Genomic DNA, 17,317 nt, shown 5'->3' on the forward strand with positions numbered 1-17,317 from the left:
CTCCCGGTCCCCGGGCCGGGCGCCATCCGGCCGGCCGCCCCCATAGCAGCACGGCGGTGGCACCGCCGGAAGCGGTCGGCGCCTCACTCATCCAGGGCGAGAAGAGCGAAGCTCGCCAGCCAGTGCTCGCCCATATAGTGCCCCGCGAGATGCGGCAGGCTGGAAGCGAGATGCCGCCGCGCCGCCGCCTCGGCCCGGGCGCGGCGAGGGTCCTCCGGCGCCCAGCCGCGCGCCAGGGCCCGCCAGCACCAGGCGCGGCTGAGGTTGAGCCCGTCGAGATGCACGATGCGGCCATCCGTCCGGTCGCTCACCAGCGCCGGCTCGAACAGCGCTGCCGGCTCGCCGGCGGCGAGGCGCGGCAGGAAGCGGTCGAGCCAGGACGCGAATTCCGCCGCCGGCAGCAGCCGGCGCATGCATTCCGCCTCGATCAGGGCGGGGGAGAGGAAATCCTCGCCGCTCGGCTCCCAGGCCTGGCAATCGGCATCCGCGCCGTACCAGGCGAGCGCCGTCCCGCGCAGCAGGCGCAGCAGCGCCGGATCGGCCGCCGCGGCAAAGGGGGCGGCAAGCGCCAGGGCGAAGGCGGAGCTGGCATGGGTGCCCGCCCGCACCGGATAGGTGGCGCGCGGCAGCCAGGCCCGGAAGCGCCCGGCGAAGGCGCGCGCGAGCGGCTCGAGCCGCGCCGCCCAAGGGTGATCGGGCTGCCGGGCGAGCTCGGCGGCCAGCATCAGCAGCCAGGCCCAGCCATAGGGGCGCTCGAAGCGGCCGGGCGAGATAGGCGCATTCGCCCGCCACCGCCTCTGGCGTGTAGAGCCTGTCGAACAACGCGGCGATCGCCGGCGCGGATGGCATCGAGGGGAGGCGGCGCCGCAGCCGGGCCAGCATCCAGTGCGCATGCACGCAGGAATGCCAGTCGAAGCTGCCGAAGAAGATCGGATGCAGGGCGCGCGGGCCGAGCAGGTCCTGCGGCCCGGCCAGCACATGGTCGAGCTTGTTCGGGTATTCGCGCGTGACATGGCCGAGGGCGATCCCGGCCAGCCGTTCCCCGAAGGCCTCGGTCAACCCCTCGGGCATGGGCGAGGTCAGCCCGGCAGGCCAAGGCGGCGCGAGGCGATGCGCGCGCCCTCGGCCATGGCGGCGAGCTTGGCCCAGACGATGTCCTCGGCCACCCGGCCGCGCCCGGCCGAGGTGTCGAAGCCGCAATCCGTGCCGGCCAGCACCCGCCGCGGATCGCCGACCGATTGCGCCACGAGCTGCAGCCGCTCCGCCACCACCTCCGGATGCTCGACGAAATTGGTCAGCGGGTCGATCACCCCGGCGACCACCACCTGACCGTCGCCGAGCGGCAGGTCCTTCAGGCAGCGATGCTCATGCGCATGCCGCGGATTGGCGATGGGGAGCACCCAGCCGCCGACCCTGGCGCGGGAGATCGCCGGCAGGATCTCGTGCATCGCCACGTCGCAATCATGCGGCCCCTCGTAGTTGCCCCAGCAGGCATGCAGCCGCACCCGCTCGCGCGGAATGTTGGCGAGGGCGGCGTTGATCACCTCCACCACCCGCTCGGCGAAATCGAGGAAATCACCGAGCGGCCGGTCCTGGTAGGAGAGGTGCCGCTCCATCGCCAGGTCCGGCGCGTCGATCTGCAGCAGGAAGCCGCTGCCGACGATCGCCTCGTACTCCACCTGCAGGGCGCGGCCGAGGGCGGCGAGATAGGCGTCCTCGGTGTCGTAGTGCCGGTTGCGCATCGCCGCGGCGATGATGCCGGGCGAGGGCGCGGTCATGAAGGCCTCGGCGAAGCCCTGCGGCGCCAGCTCGCGCAGCGTCGCCTGGAACTCGTCGCATTCCGCCTGCACCAAAGCCGGGTCGAGGTAGCGCACCTCGCCCACCGCCTCCGGCACGTTGTCGCGGTTGCTGACATTCGGCCGGCCGGAGGCGAGGGCGTCGTTCCAGGCGCGGAAGCCGGGATAGCGCGCCACATCGGCGAAGCTGCGACGCGACCAGCCGCCGCCGAAGCCGCTCATCCGGTGGCGGACATAGAGGAAGAAGGCCTCGCGCATCTGCTCGCCATTGTTGCCGACATCGATGCCGGATTCGATCTGGCGGCGCACCACATGCCTTGTCGCCGCCCGCCCCTCGGCCTCGATCGCGGCATCGTCCACCGCCTCGCCGGCGGCGCGGCGCGCATAGAGCGCGGTGAGCGCGGCCGGCCGCGGCAGGCTGCCGGTATGCGTGGTCAGGATCCGGTCGTCGCTCCGGCGCATGGCGTCCCCCTTGGTCTTGCCGCGCCGGATGCTGCGCGCGGCGGCCGGCCGGGGCAATCCCGGGCCGGGCGCCGGCCCCCTCCCCGCGCCGCATTGCGGCCGTGCCATCGGCCTCGGTATAGGGCCCGGGGCGGCGGCCCCAGGACAGGGAGGAGACCGTCATGCTCACGCTCATCAGCGCCACGCCGAGCCCCTATGCCCGCAAGGTGCGCATCGCCCTCGCCGAGAAGGCCATCCCCTTCGAGCTGGTAACCGAGGTGCCCTGGGACAGCACCACCCAGACGCCGCGCCACAACCCGCTCGAGAAGCTGCCGGTGCTGATCTTCGAGGACGGCAGCAGCGCCTATGAGAGCCGCTACATCCTCGAGGTGATCGAGGCGAAATGGCCCGAGCCGCCGTTGGTCCCGGCGGATCCCTGGGAGCGGCTCGCCGCGCGCAAGGTCGAGGTGATCGTGGACGGCGTCTGCGATGCCTGCGTGCTGCTGTTCTGGGAGCGCCACCGCGCGCCGGAGCAGCAGAGCGCGGAGTGGATCGCCCGGCAGCGCCGCAAGGTGGATGGCGGGCTGAAGGCCCTCGCCGAGACCGCCGGCACGCGCGAATGGGTGGTCGGCGAACGCTTCGGCCTCGCCGACATCGTCACCGGCACGGTGCTGCGCTACCTCGATGTCCGCTTCCCCGAGCATCCCTGGCGCAGCCAGTACCCGAACCTCGCCGCCCTCTCGGCGCGGCTGGAGGCGCGGCCCTCCTTCGCCGGCTCGGTGCCGGTGCCGCAGGTGATCAGCGACAAGGTGGTTTGACGCCGCGCCGGATGCGTCCTGTCAGGGCCGCCGGCGCGCCGACCAGACCAGCGAGGCGGCGGAGAGCAGGATGGAGGCGACCATGATGCCGGTCGTCACCAGCCCCGCCGGGGTGAGGCGGCCGCTCGCCTGCAGCACCGCGCGCTCGCCGATGGTGAGCGTCAGGGTGCCGCGGATCTCCTCGGGATGCGTCAGCGCCGCCTCGGGCGCGGGCTTCGCCGCGTCCCGATTCGGCCGCTCGACCGGCGCCGGCTCGGCCGGACGCTCGGCGCGGCGCACCGGCAGCTCGGCCGCCTCCCTGGCGGTCTCCTCCACGTCCGGGACGGGCGTCGTTGCCGCCGGCGCCTCGGCTTCGGATCGCGCGGCCGTGGACCGGCTGCGGCTGCGGGCGGGCTTCGTGGATGCCATGCCGGGCCCCCGCCTCAGGCCGCCGCGGCCGCGTCGGGCGCCGCCGCCTCGCGGCCGCGGATGAAATCCGCCGCCTTCTCGGCGATCATCAGCGTCGTCGCATAGGTGTTGGCCGAGGGCATGCCCGGCATGATGGAGGCATCCACCACCCGCAGCCCCTGCATGCCATGCACCAGCAGCCGGTCATTGACCACGGTGGTGGGATCGGTCTCCGGTCCCATCCGCGCCGTGCCGATCAGGTGGTAGGTGGTGCTGCCGTTCTTCTTGGCGAAGTCGAGCAGCTCGTCATCCGACTGCACCTGCGGTCCGGGCAGCGTCTCCGCTTCCAGGAAACGGGCGAGCTCGGGCGTGCCGAGCATGCGCCGCAGCAGCCGCATGCCGCCGAGATGCACCCGCACATCCATCGGGTCGGAGAGATAGTTCGGGTTGATCTCCGGGTCTTCGAAGACATTGGCGCTGTGCGCCCGCACCCAGCCATGGCTCTCCGGCCGGTGCTGCCAGGCGCCGGCGGTCACGCCGGGATAGTCGTCCAGCACATAGACCTTGCCCTCGGCATAGGAGCCTGGGGTGAAGACGCATTGCAGGTCCGGCGCGTCGAGTCCCTCGAAGCTCTTCCAGAAGACGTGCACATGGCTCGGCGCCGTCGCCAGGATGCTAGGCTTGCCGAGCGCCCAGCGGGCGATCTGGGCGCCGAGCTTGAGGCCGCGCGCCAGCTCGTTCAAGGTCTCCACGCCCGGCTTCGCCCGCATGACGAAGCGGGAGGCGTAGTGGTCGCGGAAATTGCTGCCGACGCCGCGCAGCTCGTGCACCACCGGCACGCCGAGCCGGCCGAGCAGCTCGGCCGGGCCGACGCCCGAGACCTGCAGCAGCCGCGCCGTGTTCACCGTGCCGGCGGAGAGGATCACCTCGCGCCGCGCCCGCACCGCCTGCGGCGCCGCGCCCGGGGCGTTCAGATAGGCGATGCCGACCGCCCGCTTGCCCTCGAAGAGGATGCGGCTGGCCCGCGCATTGGTCCGCACTTCGAGGTTCGGCCGCGACAGCGCCGGCTTGAGGAAGGCAACGGCGGCCGAGACGCGGCGGCCCTTGCGGATCGCCCGCTGGAAGTAGCCGACCCCGGCCTGGTCGCCGCAATTGTAGTCGCGGGCGCGCGGGATGCCGAGCCCGACGCAGCCCTGGATGAAGGCCTCCGAGATCGGGCTGATCCAGTCCATGTCGGTGATCGGAATGCCGTCCGCATTCTGCCCGCGCGAGGCGTCGCAGGTGCCGATGCGATTCTCGCTGCGCCGGTAATAGGGCAGGCAATCGGCATAGCCCCAGCCGCGGTTCCCGCGCTGCGCCCAATTGTCGAGATCGGCGGGCTGGCCGCGGTTGTAGATCATGCCGTTGACGGAGGAGGACCCGCCGAGGGTGCGGCCCTGCACGGTGCTGATCCGTCGCCCGCCGGTCATCGGCAGCGGCTCGGTCTTGAACTGCCAGGTCACGCCCGGATCGGCCAGGGTCTTGATGAAGCCGGCCGGGATATGGATGAAGGGGTTGCGGTCCGGTGGCCCCGCCTCCAGCACGCAGACCGTGACGCCGGGATCGGCGCTCAGCCGGTTGGCGAGCACCGAGCCGGCAGCGCCGGAGCCGACGATGACGTAGTCGAAGGTATCGGCATCGGGCACGGCCTCGGCCATGGGGCGGTTTCCTCAGGGTTTCCCGCCAGCCACCGGGTCGGCGGGCATCGATGGTCATTACAGCAGAAGATCGCCGGACGGAAACGCCCGGCGCGGCCCCCGCTCAGGCGCCGAAGGCGAGGCCCATGCGGCCGAGCGGGCCGTAATCGACCTGGACCGCGTCGCCCGGCTGGATCTCGAGCGGCGCGGCGCAGGTGCCGGTGGTGACGTATTGCCCGGCCCGCAGCGTCACGCCGTGGCGCGAGAGCTCATTGGCCAGCCAAGTGAGGGCGATGCGCGGATCGCCGAGCACATTGGCGCCGATCCCCTCCCGCGCGTAGCGCTCCCCGACCCGGCACTGCACGCGATGCGCGGCGAGGTCGATCCCGCGCCAGGCCGCCGGCGCCTCCGGGCCCAGGCAGAAGCGGTGGGCGCAGGCATTGTCGGCGATGAGCTGCGGCCCGCCGGCATGGGCGAAATCCTCGAAGCGGCTGTCCGGCACCTCGATGCCGAGATGCAGCGCCGCAACCGCTGCCATCACCTCCGCCTGCGCATAGGCGACCTCGCGCGGCGGCAGGTCGCGCGCCATGCGGAAGACGAATTCCGGCTCGGCCACGCGCATGGCGTTGTCGGCGAGGCCGACCGTGCCACCTTCCGGCACCAGCATCTCGGCCAGAATCCGGCCGCCGAGCGGTCCGTCGACGCCGATATGCGCCTGGCCCGCCAGGCTGGTGGCGGCGATCTTCCAGCCGAAGAGCGGCTCCGCGCTCTGCGCCTCGTACTGCGCCTGGATGGCGTAGCCCGCGGCGCGGTCGGCCGGGCGCAGCGGCCCGGGCAGCGCCGCGAGGCGCCGGGCCGTTCGCCGGCTCTCCCAGATCAGCGCGGCGGCCTCCCGCGCCGCGGCCTCGTCCAGCATTCCCGTCCCCCTTCCCGTCCCGTCCGATCAGAAGCCGGCCAGCACGATCTTGCCGACCGTCCGCCCCTGCTCGATCACCGCATGCGCGCGGCGGAGATTGGCGGCGTTGATGGCGCCGAAATTCTGCGTCCCCGTTGGTCGCAGCCGGCCGGAGTCGATCAGCGCCGCCACATCGTTGAGGATCTCGTGCTGCCGCACCATATCGGCGGTGCGGCACATCGGGCGGGTGAACATCGCCTCCCAGTGCACCGAGGCGCTCTTGAACTTCAGCAGCCGCAGGTCGAGCGGCTCTGGGTCGTCGATCAGGCCGATCGCCCCCTGCGGCGCGATCATCGTCGCCATCTCGGCCCAGCGCGCAGTGTCGGTATGGGTGGAGAAGATCCAGGGCATCGGTCCGGGCGCCAGCGCCTTGACCTGCGGCGGCAGCGGCTGGCTGTGGTCCACCACGTGATGCGCGCCGCATTGCCGCACCCAGGCGGCGCTCTCGGGGCGCGAGGCGGTGGCGACGATCGTGATCTGCGTCAGCACCCGGGCGAGCTGGATCGCCATGGAGGGCACGCCGCCGGCGCCGCCGATCACCAGCAGCACATGGCCCGCCCCGGCGGCGTCGCGCGGCAGGCGCAGCCGGTCGAAGAGCATCTCATAGGCGGTGAGCGCGGTGAGCGGCAGCGAGGCGGCGGCGGCGTGATCGAGCGTCTCCGGCTTGCGGCCGGTGATGCGCTCGTCGACGAGCTGCAACTCGGCATTCGAGCCGGGGCGGTCGAGCACGCCGGCATAGATCACCGCATCGCCGGGGCGGAACAGGGTGCAGTCCGGCCCCACCGCCTCGACCACGCCGCTCGCATCATAGCCGAGCACCAGCGGCCTCTCGGCCGAGGCCTCCATGCTCATGCGGCTCTTCATGTCGCGCGGGTTGACGGAGACTGCCTGCACCCGCACCAGCAGGTCGTGGCCCTGTGGCGGGCCAGGATCAGGCAGTTCGAGATCGACCAGCGCCGCCGGATCATCGATCGGCAGCGCCTTCCTGGTGACGGCAACAGCACGCATGCTCAACCCTCCCGCAGGTCCCGGAAGAAGGCCTGCACCTCCGCCGCCAACGCCGCAGGCTGCTCCATGGCGGCGAAATGCCCGCCCTTCTCCATCACCGTCCAGCGGCGGATATCGGTATAGGTGCGCGCCGCGAAGCTCCGCGGCGGATGCAGGATCTCGCGCGGGAATTGCGCGTAGCCAGCCGGCACGTCGACCGTCTTCCCGTCCGGGATCGGCCAGGGCCCGTGCAGCCGGGCGTAATAGGGCCAGAAGGAGGCGCCAATGCAGCCGGTGAACCAGTAGAGCGAGATGTTCGCCAGCATGCGGTCGCGCGGCACGGCGCTCTCGATCCGACCGTCATTGTCGGTCCAGCTGTGGAACTTCTCGGCGATCCAGGCGGCGAGGCCGGCCGGGCTGTCGGTGAGGCCGGCGGCCAGGGTCTGCGGTCGCGTGCCTTGGATCCATTGGTAGCCCGTCTCCTCCTTCAGCCAGAGATCGAGCTCCTCGCGGTAGCGCCGCTCCGCCGGATCATCATCCCGCAGCAGCGACAGGTCGCGCCGCATGGCAAGCAGGTTGATATGGATGCCGATCAGCTTTTCGGCATGCACGGCGCCGAGGCAGGAGGCGGTGAAGGCTCCGAAATCCCCGCCCTGGGCGGCGAAGCGCCGGTAGCCCAGCACCTCGGTCATCAACTCGGCCAGGCAATCGGCGATGTCGGCGATGGCGAAGCGCTTCTGCCCCGGCGCGAAGGAGAGGCCGTAGCCCGGCAGCGAGGGGACGACGACGGTGAAGGCATCGGCCGGGTCGCCGCCGAAGGCCGCCGGGTCGGTCAGGCGCGGGATGATGTCGATGAACTCGTAGACCGAGCCGGGCCAGCCATGCATCAGCAGCAGCGGCATCGGGTCCGGCCCCTTCGCCGGCCCCTTCCCTGGCACATGCAGGTAGTGCAGGTCGATGCCGTGCAGCGGCACCTTGTATTGCGGGAAGGCGTTCAGCACCGCCTCCTGCGCCCGCCAGTCGAAGCCCTCCCGCCAATGGGCGAGGAGCTCGGCGAGGTAGTCGGCGGGGGTGCCATAGGCCCAGGGGCCGGCGCCGGCGGGAATTGGCGCCTGGTCCGGCAGCCGCGTGCGCGCCAGCCGATCCCGCAGATCCGCGATGGCGGCGTCCGGGACGCCGAGCGTGAAGGGTTCGGGCTTGGCTGCCATGGACGATGTCCTCCCGCCCGGCAGGATGGCGTGCCGCGCCAGCCGGGGGAAGCCCGAGAGCCCGCCCGGCATGGCGGCGGTGTCATCAGTCTGTCGCTGGACTTTCCGCGGCACAGGGATGACATCACCGGAATGACGCCTGCCAGCGGGATCCTTTTTCGTGGGGATGGCCATGAGTGACGCCGAGCGCGATGACCAACCCACGGAGATCGAGGATATCGGCAGCAACCCGGCGCCGCATCGGCCCATCGGCGCGCTGATCGCCGAGCGCCTGACGCGCCGCGGCCTGCTCGGGGCGGCCGGGGTGGCGCTTTGGCCGCCCCTTGGGCCGGCCGCGGCCCAGGATACCGGCAATACCCCGGACGGCGGCCCCTCCAGCCTCACCTTCCCCGAGCTCCGCCACCAGCTCTCGCCGCGCGATGCGGTCGCCGAGGGGCACGACATCCAGGTGGTGCTGCGCTGGGGCGACCCGATCCTCGCCGATGCGCCGGAGCACGACCCGCTGCACCAGAGCGCCGAGGCCCAGGCGCGGCAATTCGGCTACAACAACGACTATCTCGACTTCTTCCCGCTGCCCGCCGGCTCCCGCAGCGCCGATCACGGGCTGCTGGTGGTGAACCACGAATACACCAGCACCAACCTGATGTTCCCCGGCCTCGGCACCGAGCGCGAGGCGCCGGGCCGCGTCACCGCGGAGCACGGCGCGATCGAGCGCGCCGCCATGGGCCTCTCGGTGGTCGAGCTGCGCCGCGAGGGCCGCCGCTGGACCCCGGTGCGCGGCGGCCGCTGGAACCGCCGCATCACCGCCGAGACCCCGATGCGCCTCAGCGGCCCGGCGGCCGGGCATGCGCGGCTGCGGACGGCGGAGGACCCGACCGGCACGCAGGTGCGCGGCACCATGAACAATTGCGCCGGCGGCAACACGCCCTGGGGCACCGTCATCACCTGCGAGGAGAACTTCAACTACTACTTCGGCGGCGCCGCGGCCGAGGCGGGACCGCAGGCACCGGCCTACCGGCGCTACGGCATCCGGAAGGAGCCGGTCTATGGCTGGCGCCGCTTCGAGCCGCGCTTCGACCTGGACCAGACGCCGAACGAGCCGAACCGCTTTGGCTGGGTGGTGGAGTTCGACCCCTACGACCCGGCGAGCGTGCCGGTGAAGCGCACCGCCCTCGGCCGCTTCAAGCACGAGTGCTGCACCCATGCGGTGAGCGCCGATGGCCGCGTCGCCTTCTATTCCGGCGACGATGAGCGTTTCGACTACCTCTACAAATTCGTCACCGCCCGCGCCTGGACCCCCGGCGACCCGGCCGCCGACCGCGACCTGCTCGATGACGGCGTGCTGCATGTCGCCCGCTTCGAGGCGGACGGCACGCTGCGCTGGCTGCGCCTGGTCCAGGGCGAGGGCCCGCTGACGCCGGAGAATGGCTTCCACGACCAGGGCGACGTGGTGATCGAGGCGCGCCGCGCCGCCGACCTGCTCGGCGCCACGCCCATGGACCGGCCGGAGGATGTCGAGACCAATCGCCGCAACGGCCGGGTCTATGTGATGCTGACCAATAATTCCCGGCGCAAGCCGGAGCAGGTGAACCCGGCCAACCCGCGCCCGGCGAACATCCACGGCCATGTGCTGGAGCTCATCCCGCCCGGCGCCGGCACCGACCGTGTCGACCATGCCGCGACCGAGGCGCGCTGGAGCGTCTTCCTCGCCGCCGGCAAGCCGGGCATTGATCCGGGCACGCAGTATCACCGCGCCACCAGCGACCAGGGCTGGCTCTCCTGCCCCGACAACTGCGCCTTCGACAGCCGTGGCCGCATCTGGATCGCCACCGACGGGGCGCATGTCACCTCGGGCGTCGCCGACGGGCTCTATGCCGCCGACACCGCCGGGCCCGGAAGGGCGCTGACCCGGCTCTTCTATCAGGCGCCGGTCGGCGCCGAGGTCTGCGGCCCCTGCTTCACGCCGGATGACGCGACGATCTTCCTCTCGATCCAGCATCCCGGCGATGCGGATGCCGGCACCTTCGAGGCGCCGGGGACGCGCTGGCCGGACTTCCGCGAGGGCAGGCCGCCCCGACCCTCGGTGATCGCCATCACCCGGCGCGACGGCAAGCCGATCGGCTGACTCGCCGCGCGGCGCCAGGTGCGAGTGATGCTCGCTGCGACGCAATAGTTGCAGCGCAATCCCCCTTTGCGCTAAAATTTATGCGAACACATTGGTTTTATGGCGTCGCCGCAACCACTTCGCAACTTGTCTATGGAACGGACAAGCCAGCGGATGCGATCATGCCCGCTCAACCAGAAGGGGTAAGATGCCGCATCGCCTGTCACGGTCCCGTCGCCGGCAATGCGCCGCCCTGCCGCTGGTCCGCGAAGATGGCGAGCTGCGCGTACTGCTGGTCACCAGCCGCGAGACCCGCCGCTGGGTGATCCCGAAGGGCTGGGTGAGCAAGCGCGGCGCGGCAAGCCAGGCGGCGCAGGAAGCCTTCGAGGAGGCGGGCATCCGCGGCCGCATCGCCGCCAAGGCGATCGGCCAGTATGCCTACAGCAAGCGGCTGCCGGATGGCGGGAGCGTCACTTGCGTGGTCGAGGTCTTCCCGCTCGAGGTCGAGACGCTGCTCGAGGACTGGCCGGAGAAGGATGAGCGGGAGCGCCGCTGGTTTCCCATCGCGGAAGCCGCCGCCGCAGTGAAGGAGGGCGCCCTCAGCCGGCTGATGCTGGAGCTGGAAGCCCAGCCCGCGGGTTGAAGGTGCCTGTCGGAACCATCGCTGCCCATTGTGCCCTGCCGCGGCTTCGCCGCGGCAGGCTGTGACGCACCCGGGGCAGGAGGCGAAGCACGGACCCCCGCAAAGCCGCGAAGCGGCTTTGTGGAGAAGCTCCTACTCGCCGGCCGCGTCGAGCACGTGCAGTGAATAGGTGAAGGCGGCGCCGGCATTCAGCGCGATGGCGACGCCGAGCGCCTCGGCCATTTCCTCGCGCGTCGCCCCGGCATGCTTCGCCTTGCGGACATGCGCATCGATGCAGCCGTCGCAGCGCGTGGTCACGGCGACCGCGAGGGCGATCAGCTCGCGCGTCTTGGCATCGAGATGCCGCGCCGAGGCGGCGCCCTGGTTCAGCGCGGCGAAACCCTTGACCAGGTCGGGATGCAGCGCGGAGAGCGCCTTGCCCTGCGTGCGCAGCCCGGCGCTGTAGGCGTCCCAATCCTTCACGGCACTCATCCGGATCCTCCCCGAACATGAGAAAGGCGCGGGTACGAACCCCGCGCCTTCCCTCGTACCGGCATTCGGCCGCAGCGGCTACAGACCGCGCTATTCGATGACCTCGGGCTCGCGCTCCGCCTCGCCATCGCCCTCCTCGGGCTTCGGCAGGGCGGGCGGCGCCGCCTCGATGTATTCGAAGCCGAGCGTGCCGTCCTTCAGGTGCACCTTCACCGCGCCGCCCTTGACCAGCTTGCCGAAGAGCAACTCCTCGGCCAGCGGCTTCTTGACGTGCTCCTGGATGACGCGGGCCAGCGGCCGCGCGCCGTAGAGCGGGTCGAAACCCTTCTCGGCCAGCCACTCTTTGGCGGCGGAGGAAAGCTCGATCGTCACGTTGCGGTCGGCGAGCTGCGCCTCGAGCTGCATGACGAACTTCTCGACCACGCGGCCGACGATCTCCGGCGTCAGGCCGGAGAAGGGCACCACCGCGTCGAGCCGGTTGCGGAATTCCGGCGTGAACATGCGCTGGATCGCATCCTGGTCCTCGCCGACCCGCTGCTCACGGCCGAAGCCGATCGCCGGCTTGGCCAGGTCTGCCGCGCCCGCATTCGTCGTCATGATGAGGATGACGTTGCGGAAATCGACGGTCTTGCCGTTGTGGTCGGTCAGCTTCCCGTGGTCCATCACCTGCAACAGGATGTTGTAGAGATCCTGATGCGCCTTCTCGATCTCGTCGAGCAGCAGCACCGCATGCGGGTGCTGGTCGATGGCATCCGTCAGCAGCCCGCCCTGGTCGAAGCCGACATAGCCCGGCGGTGCGCCGATGAGGCGGGAGACCGAATGCCGCTCCATATACTCGGACATGTCGAAGCGGATCAGCTCGATGCCGAGGGTCTTGGCGAGCTGCTTCGCCACCTCGGTCTTGCCGACGCCGGTCGGGCCCGAGAAGAGGTAGTTGCCGATCGGCTTCTCCGGGTCGCGCAGCCCGGCGCGGGAGAGCTTGATCGCCGCCGAGAGCGCCTCGATCGCCTTGTCCTGGCCGAAGACCATGGCCTTCAGGTCGCGCTCGAGGGTCTTCAGCGTCTCCTTGTCGTCGTTGCTGACGGTCTTCGGCGGGATGCGGGCGATCTTCGCCACGATCTCCTCGACATCCTTCAGCGTGACGGTCTTCTTGCGCTTGTTCTCGGGCAGCAGCATCCGGCTGGCGCCGACCTCGTCGATCACGTCGATCGCCTTGTCGGGCAGCTTGCGGTCATGGATGTACTTGGCCGAGAGCTCGACCGCGGCGCGGATGGCCTCGGGCGTGTAGCGCACCTTGTGGTGCTTCTCGTAATTGGTCTTCAGCCCCTGCAGGATCTTGACCGCATCCTCGAGATTCGGCTCGTTCACGTCGATCTTCTGGAAGCGACGGACGAGCGCGCGGTCCTTCTCGAAGTAGTTGCGGTACTCCTTGTAGGTGGTGCTACCGATGCAGCGCAGCGTGCCCTGGGCCAGCGCCGGCTTCAGCAGGTTGGAGGCGTCCATCGCGCCGCCGCTGGTCGCGCCGGCGCCGATCACCGTATGGATCTCGTCGATGAACAGGATCGAGCCCGGCTGCTGCTCGAGCTCGGAGACGACGGCCTTCAGCCGCTCCTCGAAGTCGCCGCGGTAGCGGGTGCCGGCCAGCAGGCTGCCCATGTCGAGCGCGAAGATGGTGGACTTGCCCAGCACTTCGGGCACGTCGCCCTCGATGATGCGCTTGGCCAGCCCCTCCGCGATGGCGGTCTTGCCGACGCCCGGATCGCCCACATAGAGTGGGTTGTTCTTGGTGCGGCGGCAGAGGATCTGGATGGTGCGCTCGATCTCCTGCTCACGGCCGATGAGCGGGTCGATCTTGCCCTGCTGCGCCTTCTTGTTGAGGTTGACGCAGTAGTTGGAGAGCGCGTCCTGGCCGCGGCCGCGGGCGGGCTTCTCCTCCTTCTCCGGCTCCTCGCTCTGCGAGGTGGTGGGCGTGCCCTGCACCGGCCGGTTCTGCGCCCGGCCCGGCGCCTTGGCGATGCCGTGCGAGATGAAGTTCACCGCGTCGAGCCGTGTCATGTCCTGCAGCTGCAGGAAGTAGACGGCATGGCTCTCGCGCTCGCTGAACAGGGCGACGAGGACATTGGCCCCCGTCACCTCGTCGCGGCCGGAGGACTGGACGTGGATGGCGGCGCGCTGCACCACGCGCTGGAAGCCGGCGGTCGGCTTCGGATCGCCCGCGCGCTCGGTGACCAGGCCGGCGAGGTCCTTGTCGAGGAACTCGGTCAGGTCGCGCTTGAGCTTCTCGGTATCGACGCCGCAGGCCCTGAGTACGGTGGAGGCGTCGGCGTCGTCCGTCAGGGCGAGAAGCAGGTGCTCCAGGGTCGCGTATTCGTGCCGCCGTTCATTGGCGAGGCCGAGGGCGCGATGGAGCGTCTGCTCGAGGTTGCGTGACAACATGCTAGAGACGCTCCCGTTGAGATCCACCATCCCGGGCAGCGCCCGGCAAGGGTGGGGGGTTGCCCCAGTTGAACATCTTGGCGCTTGCCCCCCATGCGGCATCCCCCCCGTTCGGCGGGGTGGTCCGGGCCCGGCCGATGGCCATCACCCGATTCGATCCGGGGCGGCGGGCCGCCACGGCTTGGACCCTTCGGTTCCCGGTCCGGGACGAGCCGGCGAGAGGGCCGGGACGGCGGGCGCCGATCGCCCTATTCCTTCTCGATGGTGCACTGCAGAGGATGCTGGTTCTGCCGTGCCAAGTCCATCACCTGCGTCACCTTGGTCTCGGCCACCTCGTAGGTGTAGACGCCGCAGACCCCGACCCCCCTCCGATGCACGTGCAGCATGATCCGGGTCGCCTCGTCCCGGTTCTTCTGGAAGAAGCGCTCGAGCACATGCACGACGAACTCCATCGGGGTGTAGTCGTCGTTCAGCATCAGCACCTTGTACATGGCCGGCTTCTTGGTGCGCGGCCGGGTCTTCACCACGACGCCGGTGTTCGGCGTGGTGTCGCCTGGCGTATTCCCTCCGTTCGGTCGCTTGTCTTGATCGCTCATCGAAGATCCTGGTGGACAGGGGGGCCGCGCGGCCGAAGGCGCCCCGGCGCCGGCCTGTGACTGTCGCGGCCGAGGATAATGCCGCGCGTGGCGCGAGGTGAAGTGCCACGCGCGACCTCGCGCAAAGATATGGGGCGGAGCGGCGGTGGGCAAAGGCCGGCGGGCCGGAACGGAAAAGGCCCGGCCCGGCCGTCCGCCCCGCATGGGGATGGGCGGCCGGCGCCGGGCCGATCGAGCGGAGCCCGATGGGTGGGGTCACCGGAACGGGCGAAGATGCTCTGAAAACAAGCGACTGGAGGAGACCGCGACGCCGCGCCGACGGCGCCCCTCCAGGCCATGCCCCGCGGCGGCTGGCACCCGATCCCGGGCGCCAGCCGCCGCGAAGCCTTTGACTCAGGCCGCGATCGGCTTGGAGAACTTCTCGACCGCGAGCGTCATGCGAGCGGAGATCGGCGCGAAGGACGCCTCGGCCAGCTTCAGCGCGGCCTCCTGCAGCTTCGCGGTTTCGGCGAAGCTCTTCTCCATGGCGGTGCGGGCATAGCTCGCCTGGACCTCGGCGGCCTCCTTGAGGCTCTTCACCGAGCCGAGCGCCTTGGCGCCGGCGACCGTGTGATCCGTCAGGCCCTGGACCAGCGCCAGGGTCTGCTTGCCGAGATCCTGCACGCCGGCGACATAGAGCTGGGTCGCCTTCGCCATCGCCTCGAGATTGCCGCGGGAGAACTCCGCCGCCTCTTCCGCCGCCTTGAACAGACCATCGGCGGTCTTCGTCACCTGCTCCATCGTCTTCTCCATCGTCACGCCCAACTGCGTGGATCCTGCCTGAAGGTTCGTGCCGGCCTGCACCGCGGTGGATGCTGCCTCGCTGGCCATGGCCTCGCCGATCGCCGCCACGGCGGCCTCGGTCGGGGCTTCGGCCGCCGCGGGCACGGGCGCGGCCGTCTCGTTCGGGGTCTGCGCGGGCGGGGTCTTCACGGGACGCGCGGCCGGGACCTTGGCCAGCTTCGTCTCGGTCGCAGCCGCCATCGCCACTGCCTTGCCTTGTCGTGCTGCCATGGCTCGCCTCGTCCCTGCCTGTTGCCCTGCTCTCGCGGTCACCAAACTGGGCTGAAGGCCCGCCGCACCGCGTTTTGCTGCACTGCAATATGCGCAGCTTCTACGATTTCGCCTGCATCGCGAGCAAGCATTTTTTGCGCTGCACAATAATCCTTCATGTAACAGAACCGTGATGTTGCAACTTTCTAGATAAAAGCCGAATTCGTAACGAACCCGCTGAAAATCTTACATTCCTCGGCAATTCCCGACTGCAAGTTATTGCTTTGGCAAGGTTCCCACCGCATTCCGATGGACAGGTGCGGTGGTCGCACCGTATCGTTTGCACGATTCGCTGGCATGCCGGGGGGGCGGTGCCGCGTATCAGGGGGTTGCCTATGTTGGGGACCAGCGCGTCATGGCGCTCAAGGGCCATTCGTGCCCTCGCGCTCGCCTGTGGATTGGGCATCGCGGCACCCGCCGCGGCACAGATCGGCAGTGAACGATACTCGGCCATCGTGGTGGATGCCCGCAGCGGCAACGCCCTGATCGCCGCCAGCCCGGATGAGCGCCGCTATCCGGCCTCGCTCACCAAGATGATGACCATCTACATGGCCTTCGAGGCCCTGCGGGACGGTCGCATCACCCTCTCGACACCGGTGCCGGTCTCCTATTCGGCGGCCTCCATGGCACCCTCGAAGCTCGGCCTCTCGCCGGGCACGAGCCTGACGGTCGAGGAAGCCATCCTCGCCCTCGTCACCAAATCCGCCAACGACGCCGCCGCCGCGCTCGGCGAGTTGCTCGGCGGCGGCTCCGAGGACCGCTTCGCGCAGATGATGACGCTGCGCGCCCGCTCGCTCGGCATGCGCAGCACCACCTTCCGCAACGCCTCGGGCCTGCCGGATATCGAGCAGGTCTCGACGGCGCGCGACATGGCGCTGCTCGGCCAGCGCCTGATCCGCGACTTCCCGGACCGCTATTCCTATTTCTCGACGCCGAATTTCGTCTTCCGCGGCCGCACGCTGTGGAACCACAACCGGCTGCTGCAGGAATATGACGGCGCCGACGGCATCAAGACCGGCTATGTCGACGACAGCGGCTTCAACCTCGTCGCCTCCGCCGAGCGCGACGGCGTCCGCCTCGTCGCCGCGGTCTTCGGCGGCCGCACCGGGCGCGAGCGCGACCGGCACATGATGGCGCTGCTCGACCAGGGCTTCACCTCGGTTGGCGTCGCGCCGCGCGAGATGCTCATCGCCCGCCGCGCCACGCCGGGCCTGCTGGCGAGCGCGCATGCCGCGACCCTCAGCAGCAGCGCCCGCGCCAGCGGCGCCGCCGCCAGGCGCGTCAGCGTCAGCGCCCGCGCCGCGGCCAAGCCGGCCACGCGCATCGCCCGCGGCCAGGCCCGCGCCGCCATCGCCGTTCGCGGCGCGCCGCCGCGCCTCGCCACGAGCCGCGCCAGCGAGGCGCGCCCGACGCTGCTCCGCATGACCTCGGTCCGCACCGCGCGCCAGCCGGCCCGGCTCGAGCAGGGCGATGCCGGCGGCAACGCGCCGCTGCGCCGCGGGCCGGCCGTCACCGGGAAGCCCACGGGCAAGGCCGGCGCCGCCAAGCCGGTGAAGACCGCGGGCAACAGCCGCCGCGGCGGCTGACCACAGGATCCCCCGCCCCGGTGGGGCGGACCGGGCGGCGCCGCCGCCTCGACATGGCCGGGCCCGCCCCGGCCATTCGTCGTTCCGGGGGCCCGGCCGCATCGCCGCGCTAGACCATGAT

The 17,317-nt window shown here is 70.7% G+C and carries 14 protein-coding genes and 1 pseudogene; 4 read left to right on the plus strand and 11 right to left on the minus strand.

Annotation, left to right across the window (positions count from 1 at the left end; genetic code table 11):
• Nucleotides 1–83 precede the first annotated feature (83 nt).
• Nucleotides 84–1,071 (minus strand): annotated as a pseudogene (locus HJG45_RS01200) (DUF2891 domain-containing protein).
• Between the two features lie 8 nt (nt 1,072–1,079).
• Nucleotides 1,080–2,258 (minus strand): cobalamin-independent methionine synthase II family protein, encoded by a 1,179-nt coding sequence (locus HJG45_RS01205; protein ID WP_171610249.1) that lies wholly within the window; start codon nt 2,256–2,258, stop codon nt 1,080–1,082.
• Between the two features lie 161 nt (nt 2,259–2,419).
• Between HJG45_RS01205 and HJG45_RS01210 the strand changes: the two genes are divergently transcribed.
• The gene (locus tag HJG45_RS01210) at nt 2,420–3,055 is read left to right on the plus strand and encodes a glutathione S-transferase C-terminal domain-containing protein (protein ID WP_171610250.1); all 636 of its coding nucleotides are present in this window, start codon (nt 2,420–2,422) and stop codon (nt 3,053–3,055) included.
• Between the two features lie 21 nt (nt 3,056–3,076).
• Here HJG45_RS01210 and HJG45_RS01215 read toward each other — a convergent pair whose 3' ends face one another.
• The 5 genes from HJG45_RS01215 to HJG45_RS01235 all read right to left on the minus strand — a co-directional run bounded on the left by HJG45_RS01215 (nt 3,077) and on the right by HJG45_RS01235 (nt 8,268).
• Nucleotides 3,077–3,463, minus strand: a complete 387-nt coding sequence (locus HJG45_RS01215) for a hypothetical protein (protein WP_171610039.1) — start codon at nt 3,461–3,463, stop codon at nt 3,077–3,079.
• Between the two features lie 14 nt (nt 3,464–3,477).
• Nucleotides 3,478–5,139, minus strand: a complete 1,662-nt coding sequence (locus HJG45_RS01220) for a GMC family oxidoreductase (RefSeq protein WP_171610251.1) — start codon at nt 5,137–5,139, stop codon at nt 3,478–3,480.
• A 103-nt stretch (nt 5,140–5,242) separates the two neighbouring features.
• The gene (locus tag HJG45_RS01225; protein ID WP_171610252.1) at nt 5,243–6,034 is read right to left on the minus strand and encodes a 2-keto-4-pentenoate hydratase; all 792 of its coding nucleotides are present in this window, start codon (nt 6,032–6,034) and stop codon (nt 5,243–5,245) included.
• 27 nt (nt 6,035–6,061) lie between these two features.
• A complete protein-coding gene (locus HJG45_RS01230) occupies nt 6,062–7,081 on the minus strand; it encodes a zinc-binding alcohol dehydrogenase family protein (RefSeq protein ID WP_171610253.1) in 1,020 nt (339 codons plus the stop codon).
• A 2-nt stretch (nt 7,082–7,083) separates the two neighbouring features.
• Nucleotides 7,084–8,268, minus strand: coding sequence for an epoxide hydrolase family protein (locus HJG45_RS01235; RefSeq protein ID WP_171610254.1), 1,185 nt, complete (start codon nt 8,266–8,268; stop codon nt 7,084–7,086).
• Nucleotides 8,269–8,440: 172 nt separating this feature from the next.
• On the opposite strand from HJG45_RS01235, the gene HJG45_RS01240 reads away from it, so the two are divergent.
• Together HJG45_RS01240 and HJG45_RS01245 are read left to right on the plus strand one after the other, a co-directional pair.
• On the plus strand, nt 8,441–10,393 hold the full coding sequence (locus HJG45_RS01240; protein WP_171610255.1) for a PhoX family phosphatase: 1,953 nt from the start codon (nt 8,441–8,443) through the stop codon (nt 10,391–10,393).
• Between the two features lie 187 nt (nt 10,394–10,580).
• Nucleotides 10,581–11,015, plus strand: coding sequence for an NUDIX hydrolase (locus HJG45_RS01245; protein ID WP_171610256.1), 435 nt, complete (start codon nt 10,581–10,583; stop codon nt 11,013–11,015).
• 132 nt (nt 11,016–11,147) lie between these two features.
• On the opposite strand, the gene HJG45_RS01250 is transcribed toward HJG45_RS01245, so the two are convergent.
• From HJG45_RS01250 to HJG45_RS01265, 4 genes are all read right to left on the minus strand, one after another.
• Nucleotides 11,148–11,477 carry a carboxymuconolactone decarboxylase family protein gene (locus HJG45_RS01250; RefSeq protein ID WP_368040499.1) on the minus strand — a complete coding sequence of 110 codons (330 nt, stop codon included), beginning with the start codon at nt 11,475–11,477 and terminating at the stop codon, nt 11,148–11,150.
• A 99-nt stretch (nt 11,478–11,576) separates the two neighbouring features.
• Entirely contained in the window at nt 11,577–13,922 is a 2,346-nt protein-coding gene (clpA, locus tag HJG45_RS01255) for an ATP-dependent Clp protease ATP-binding subunit ClpA (protein ID WP_171610258.1), read from the minus strand.
• A 248-nt stretch (nt 13,923–14,170) separates the two neighbouring features.
• Nucleotides 14,171–14,518 (minus strand): ATP-dependent Clp protease adapter ClpS, encoded by a 348-nt coding sequence (clpS, locus tag HJG45_RS01260; protein WP_111470509.1) that lies wholly within the window; start codon nt 14,516–14,518, stop codon nt 14,171–14,173.
• A 393-nt stretch (nt 14,519–14,911) separates the two neighbouring features.
• Entirely contained in the window at nt 14,912–15,541 is a 630-nt protein-coding gene (locus HJG45_RS01265; RefSeq protein ID WP_254452214.1) for a phasin family protein, read from the minus strand.
• 524 nt (nt 15,542–16,065) lie between these two features.
• Between HJG45_RS01265 and HJG45_RS01270 the strand changes: the two genes are divergently transcribed.
• Nucleotides 16,066–17,196, plus strand: a complete 1,131-nt coding sequence (locus tag HJG45_RS01270) for a D-alanyl-D-alanine carboxypeptidase family protein (RefSeq protein WP_408902004.1) — start codon at nt 16,066–16,068, stop codon at nt 17,194–17,196.
• Nucleotides 17,197–17,317: the final 121 nt, after the last annotated feature.

Origin of the sequence: Roseicella sp. DB1501, assembly GCF_013112485.1 — a bacterium.
Taxonomy (GTDB): domain Bacteria; phylum Pseudomonadota; class Alphaproteobacteria; order Acetobacterales; family Acetobacteraceae; genus Paracraurococcus.

Bases quoted from the DNA above. Each gene is read 5' to 3' on its own strand.
- HJG45_RS01265 (WP_254452214.1), bottom strand. From the start codon at position 15,541: ATGGCGGCTGCGACCGAGACGAAGCTGGCCAAGGTCCCGGCCGCGCGT.
- clpS (WP_111470509.1), bottom strand. From the start codon at position 14,518: ATGAGCGATCAAGACAAGCGACCGAACGGAGGGAATACGCCAGGCGAC.
- HJG45_RS01220 (WP_171610251.1), bottom strand. From the start codon at position 5,139: ATGGCCGAGGCCGTGCCCGATGCCGATACCTTCGACTACGTCATCGTC.
- HJG45_RS01225 (WP_171610252.1), bottom strand. From the start codon at position 6,034: ATGCTGGACGAGGCCGCGGCGCGGGAGGCCGCCGCGCTGATCTGGGAG.
- HJG45_RS01210 (WP_171610250.1), top strand. From the start codon at position 2,420: ATGCTCACGCTCATCAGCGCCACGCCGAGCCCCTATGCCCGCAAGGTG.
- clpA (WP_171610258.1), bottom strand. From the start codon at position 13,922: ATGTTGTCACGCAACCTCGAGCAGACGCTCCATCGCGCCCTCGGCCTC.
- HJG45_RS01245 (WP_171610256.1), top strand. From the start codon at position 10,581: ATGCCGCATCGCCTGTCACGGTCCCGTCGCCGGCAATGCGCCGCCCTG.
- HJG45_RS01215 (WP_171610039.1), bottom strand. From the start codon at position 3,463: ATGGCATCCACGAAGCCCGCCCGCAGCCGCAGCCGGTCCACGGCCGCG.
- HJG45_RS01230 (WP_171610253.1), bottom strand. From the start codon at position 7,081: ATGCGTGCTGTTGCCGTCACCAGGAAGGCGCTGCCGATCGATGATCCG.
- HJG45_RS01240 (WP_171610255.1), top strand. From the start codon at position 8,441: ATGAGTGACGCCGAGCGCGATGACCAACCCACGGAGATCGAGGATATC.
- HJG45_RS01235 (WP_171610254.1), bottom strand. From the start codon at position 8,268: ATGGCAGCCAAGCCCGAACCCTTCACGCTCGGCGTCCCGGACGCCGCC.
- HJG45_RS01205 (WP_171610249.1), bottom strand. From the start codon at position 2,258: ATGCGCCGGAGCGACGACCGGATCCTGACCACGCATACCGGCAGCCTG.